The sequence below is a fragment of the Sulfitobacter sp. HI0027 genome (assembly GCF_001634775.1).
Taxonomy (GTDB): domain Bacteria; phylum Pseudomonadota; class Alphaproteobacteria; order Rhodobacterales; family Rhodobacteraceae; genus Sulfitobacter.
Map to the genome: position 1 here is coordinate 1 of NZ_LWER01000062.1, position 5,230 is coordinate 5,230.

Consider the following 5,230-nt stretch of genomic DNA (forward strand, 5'->3'; position numbering starts at 1 on the left):
CGCCGAAAGCGCCATCTTTACCTGCTCGACGGCCCATTCCTGACGCGCCTTGGGATTGCCGCGCACTTCCTCTACGGCGAAGCCGTCAAAGGCAGTGTCATAGGCCGGGTGCACCGCGACCAACTGGCCCTGAAGGTGGGTCGAAAGTTCGGTGACCTCTACGCCGTTCTCGACTGCCTTGCCCTTGAACTCATCGCAGTAATCCTTGCTTGACGCCGCTTTGGCCAAGTCGATCAGCCGTGCGTCCCAACTGGGCACCTGCACACCCTTATAGCCACAATCGGCAGCCCATTTGGTGATGCTGTCCCAAGAATTAAACGGCGCTTCGTCGCCTGCAAACTGCGCCAGAAACAGCGCTGGTCCCTTGATCGTTTTCATGGTGGTCCTCCCTTTCCCCGGCTTAAACGAACCGGTTCACGATATTCTCCAGAATTTCCTGCCGGCCCGAGCGGGGCTGCGGATTGATGCCGTCTTTGGCAACCTGCGCCGCGATGCTGGCCAGATCCCCCTCCAGCATGGCCTTGGCGTTGGGGCCCTCCCAGCCCGCGTAGCGTTCATCGCGCATGGCCTCGAGCGTGCCATCCTCCAACATCGCGACGGCGGCTTTGAAGCCCCGCGCGCAGACATCCATCGCGCCTGCATGGGCCGCGACCAGATCGACCGGGTCAAGCGATTGCCGCCGCAGCTTGGCGTCGAAATTGGTGCCGCCGGTGGTGAACCCGCCCGCTTTCAGCACCTCGTAATAGGCCAGCGCGACCTCGGGGACGTTGTTGGGGAACTGGTCGGTGTCCCAGCCCGACTGGTAGTCGTTCCGGTTCATGTCGATGGAGCCGAAGATCCCCAGAGAGGACGCCAGCGCCAATTCATGTTCGAACGAATGGCCCGCAAGGATCGCGTGGCCCTGTTCGATGTTCATCTGAACCTCGCCCTCCAGCCCGAACTCCTTAAGGAAACCATAGACGGTCGCGACATCGAAATCATACTGGTGTTTGGTGGGCTCCTGCGGCTTCGGCTCCACCAGAATGGCACCTTTGAAGCCGATCTTGTGTTTGTACTCCACCGCCATCTGCAAGAACCGCCCGGCCTGCTGGCGTTCGCGTTTCAGGTCGGTGTTCAGCAGGGTTTCATAGCCCTCGCGCCCGCCCCAAAGCACATAGTTCTGGCCGTCCAGCTTGTGGGTCGCATCCATACAGGCTTTGACCGTCGCCGCGGACCAGGCAAAGACCTCCGGGTCGGGGTTGGTGGCCGCGCCCGACATAAAGCGGCGGTGACCAAAGAGGTTCGCGGTGCCCCAAAGCAGCTTGGTCTTGGAGCTTTCCATCTTGGTGCCGAGGTAGTCGATGATCTCTTCGAAATTACGCAGGCTCTCGGCGAATGTATCGCCTTCGGGGCGGATGTCGGCATCGTGCCAGCAGAAGAAAGGCGCGTTCAGCAGATCGAACATCTCAAACGCCACATCGGCCTTGAGGCGTGCCATGTCCATCGTCTCGCCAAACCACGGGCGGTCAAATGTCTGGCCGCCGAAGGGATCGCCGCCGGGCCACGCAAAGGAATGCCAATAGGCCACAGCAAAGCGCAGGTGGTCTTCCATCCGTTTGCCCATGACCACTTCGTCAGGATTGTAGTGGCGAAAGGTCAGGTCAGACCCTTCTGGGTCATAGGACAGGGGCTTAATATCTTTAAAGAAATCACTCATGTATCTTGGGCCTTCATCTGATCGGTCAAAGCGTCGGCGGGCAGATTGTCCCGCACATAAATCGTCGGCACGAGTTCCGGCATCGGCGGCAGGTCTTTCGCGTCAATCAGGGCGCGCAGCACGGTGAACGCGCGGTTGATTTCCACGTCAGGCCGCTGGTCGATGACCAGATCAATCTGCCGCTCCATCAGTGCTTGGCGGGAATGGGCGACAAGCTCATGCACCACACAAAAGGGGCGTTTTCCCTGCCCGCCGCGAAGGGCGGCGATCAGGCCGCTGTTGCCCGCGCCAACGTTGTAAAGCGCCGTCAGCCCTTGCTGGGTCAGGACCTCTTGCGTCTGCGCCTGAAGCACCTGCGCATCGTCCTTGGTCATGATCGGATCGAGCACCGTAACCTGCGGAAAATCAGCGTTGAGCACTTCGCGAAATCCGGCAAGGCGCTCCGCGTGGTCACGCGCGTCGAGCGAGCCTGCAAAGGTCTGTACCTGCCCGCCCTGCCCGCCATGGGCAAGGCCCACCATCCGCCCGGCAGTGCGCCCGGCGGCGATGTTATCGATGCCGATATAGGCCGCGCGGGCGGCATGGGGCAGGTCGGAGACAAGGCCCACGACGGCCACCCCTTTGGCACGCAATTCGGCCAAGGGTGCCTCAAGCGCAGCGCTTTGCAGCCCGACGATGGCGACACCGTCAAAATCACGCTCAAGTAGGGCCGAGATACTGTCTTGCAGCCCTTCCACCGCGAAGGCTGCGACCTCGATCACCTCGGCGGTCACACGCTCGCTGACGTGATGGGCGGCGGCGTGGTCGATGTGCTGGCGGATACGGTTGAAGAAAGCGTTGGAGCCGCGGGGGATCAAAAACGCGAGCCGGTAGATCCGACCGCGCGACAGGTTGGCCGCCGCGACATTGCGCACATAGCCAAGAGAGGTGACCGCCTCGCGCACCTTGGCGATGGACTTGTCGGCCACATTGCCGCGGTTGTTGATCACCCGGTCTGCGGTGGCATAGCTCACCCCGGCAGCGCGTGCGACATCGCTCAGCGTTGGACTTGTCATGATCCCTCCCCCATCGCGCCAACCCTCCCAAGCGGCGCGTCTTGACCCTATCTATGAGGATATTTTGATATACGTCAATCATTTTTGATAGACGTATAGCATTTTTGCAGAATGCAAAGCCGCCGCAAGGCTCTAAGGCAGCAGGTAAAGCGTTATTGTAAAGGGATTTAAATCAGCAGAAGGGCGTCAGCGCCCTACGGCCACTTCATTTTCCTGCATCGGGCCGGGGTGAATGCAGGCTACCTGATGCGCGCCCCGTCCCGGCTCTGGCACCACTTCAGCGCAATCGGCCTGCGCGCGCGGACAGCGGCCCCGGAAAACACAGCCCGAGGGTGGGTTCATCGGGGAGGGCATATCGCCCGTCATCGGCACGATCTGCTTGGCGCGTTCGGCCACGGGGTCGGGGATCGGCACCGCCGAAAGCAACGCCTGCGTATAGGGGTGCTGCGGGTTGTCGTAGAGCTGCGCCTTGGCGGCCTTCTCCATGATGCGGCCGAGATAGAGCACCATGACCTCGTCCGAGATGTTTTTCACCACGCTGAGGTCATGGGCGATAAAGATCATCGCCAGCCCCAGATCGCGTTGCAGCTCTTTCAGCAGCTCAATCACCTGCGCTTGGATCGACACATCAAGCGCCGAGACCGGCTCATCGCAGATCAGCAACTTCGGCTCTACGATCAGGGCACGGGCGATGCCGATACGCTGACACTGCCCGCCCGAGAATTCATGCGGGTAGCGGTTGATCATCTGCGGCAGCAGACCCACGCGCTCCATCATCTGCGCGACACGGGCGCGGCGTTCCTTGGCAGAGATCTCGGGCCGGTGCGTGCGCAGCGGCTCTGCGATAATCTGGCCCAGCGTCATGCGGGGGTTGAGCGAGGCCAGAGGGTCTTGAAACACCATCTGGATCTCAGAACGGTAGGGTTTCATCTGCCGGGGGGAGAGTGACAGCAGGTCCGTCTCTCCGCGCCAGTTCACCTGCCCCGTCGCCGGGACCATTTGGATCAAACCCCGCGCGAGGGTGGATTTACCACAGCCGGATTCGCCGACCACGCCAAGCGTCTTGCCGGGCTCCAGATCAAAGCTCACCCCGTTGACCGCGTGCAGATAGCGCGGTTTCGTCCAAGGCATATCGCCAGCGCGGGTGATGGGGAAACGCACGTGGAGGTCGCGAACAGACAGAAGCGGGCTCATGCGGTGACCTCCGAAATCGGGCGGTGGCATGCACGGGCGCGGCCTTCGGCAAAAGGCGCAAGGGGCGGCATCACGCGGCAATCCTCGCCGGCGTAGGTGCAGCGCGGGCGGAACGGGCAGCCTTGGGGCGGCGCGGCCATGTTCGGCGGGTTGCCGGGGATTGCCTTCATGGTGGCGTCTTGGTCATCGACCCGCGGCACGGCAGCCAGAAGGCCACGGGTGTAGGGGTGCGTCGGTTGCGCGAAAAGCGGCTCGGTCGGGCCCTGCTCCATCACGCGGCCACCGTACATCACCAGCACCCGCTCGCAGAACCCCGCGACGACGCCAAGGTCATGGGTGATGAGGATCGTGGCCATGCCGAAATCCTTTTGCAGATCACCCAGCAGGTCCATGATCTGCGCCTGCACCGTCACGTCGAGCGCGGTGGTCGGCTCATCCGCGATCAGCAGGTCGGGCTTGCACAGCAGCGACATGGCGATCATTACCCGCTGGCGCATCCCGCCGGAAAACTCATGCGGGAAGAGGCGGATGCGCTCCTTGGCTGCGGGGATCTTTACTGCGTCCAACATCCGCACCGACTCCGCCAGTGCGTCGCGTTTGGACATGCCTTTGTGCAGGGTCAGCACCTCGGTCATCTGGTCGGCGATGCGCATATAGGGATTGAGCGAAGTCATCGGATCTTGAAAGATCATCGCGATCCGCTCAGCCCGCAGTTTGTTCAGCACCTTCGGCTTCGCGCCCAAAATTTCCTGCCCGTCAAACCTTACCGAGCCAGCGGTGCGACCGTTCGGCGCGAGCAGGCCCATGATCGAAAAGGCGGTCTGCGATTTGCCCGAGCCGCTTTCGCCGACGATGCCCAAGGTCTCTCCCCGGTTGATCGACAGCGACAGGTCGTTGACCGCATGCACTGGGCCGTCGTCGCCGTCGAAGGTGACAGAGAGCTTGTCGATTTCCAGCAGAGACATCAGCGATCCTTGGGGTCGAGGGCGTCACGCAATCCGTCGCCGATAAAGAACAGGCCAAAGAGGGGTCACTGCATAAAAGTGACGTTATCGTCCGGCTCGTGCGAACTTTACGGGAACATTCGCGGTTTCAGTCGGGTTTCTGACCTCTGAGGGCATTGTAGAGGCTTGTTTTGCTGATTTTGAGGCGCGCTGCGGCCTCTCGGACGGTCAATCCATCGCTGATATGGGCTTTGGCTTGCTCCAGCTTCTTGAGCGTGACGACAGGCTTGCGCCCTCCTTTTCTGCCGCGCGTTGCAGCAGCCTTCAATCCGGCCTGCGTG

4 protein-coding genes and 2 pseudogenes are annotated in these 5,230 nt (G+C 61.7%); all 6 read right to left on the reverse strand.

Annotation, left to right across the window (positions count from 1 at the left end):
* A pseudogene (locus A3722_RS03885) lies at positions 1 to 378 on the reverse strand (sugar phosphate isomerase/epimerase); the annotation flags it as partial.
* A gap of 22 nt (positions 379 to 400) precedes the next feature.
* Entirely contained in the window at positions 401 to 1,696 is a 1,296-nt protein-coding gene (xylA, locus tag A3722_RS03890; protein WP_067626530.1) for a xylose isomerase, read from the reverse strand.
* A complete protein-coding gene (locus A3722_RS03895; RefSeq protein ID WP_067626529.1) occupies positions 1,693 to 2,751 on the reverse strand; it encodes a LacI family DNA-binding transcriptional regulator in 1,059 nt (352 codons plus the stop codon). The genes xylA and A3722_RS03895 overlap by 4 nt, the downstream gene beginning before the upstream one ends.
* A 186-nt stretch (positions 2,752 to 2,937) precedes the next feature.
* Complete coding sequence (locus tag A3722_RS03900) at positions 2,938 to 3,945, reverse strand: oligopeptide/dipeptide ABC transporter ATP-binding protein (RefSeq protein WP_067626527.1); 1,008 nt, start codon at positions 3,943 to 3,945, stop codon at positions 2,938 to 2,940.
* A complete protein-coding gene (locus A3722_RS03905; RefSeq protein WP_067626526.1) occupies positions 3,942 to 4,910 on the reverse strand; it encodes an oligopeptide/dipeptide ABC transporter ATP-binding protein in 969 nt (322 codons plus the stop codon). The genes A3722_RS03900 and A3722_RS03905 overlap by 4 nt, the downstream gene beginning before the upstream one ends.
* Positions 4,911 to 5,037: 127 nt before the next feature.
* Positions 5,038 to 5,230, reverse strand: a pseudogene (locus A3722_RS03910) (recombinase family protein); the annotation flags it as partial.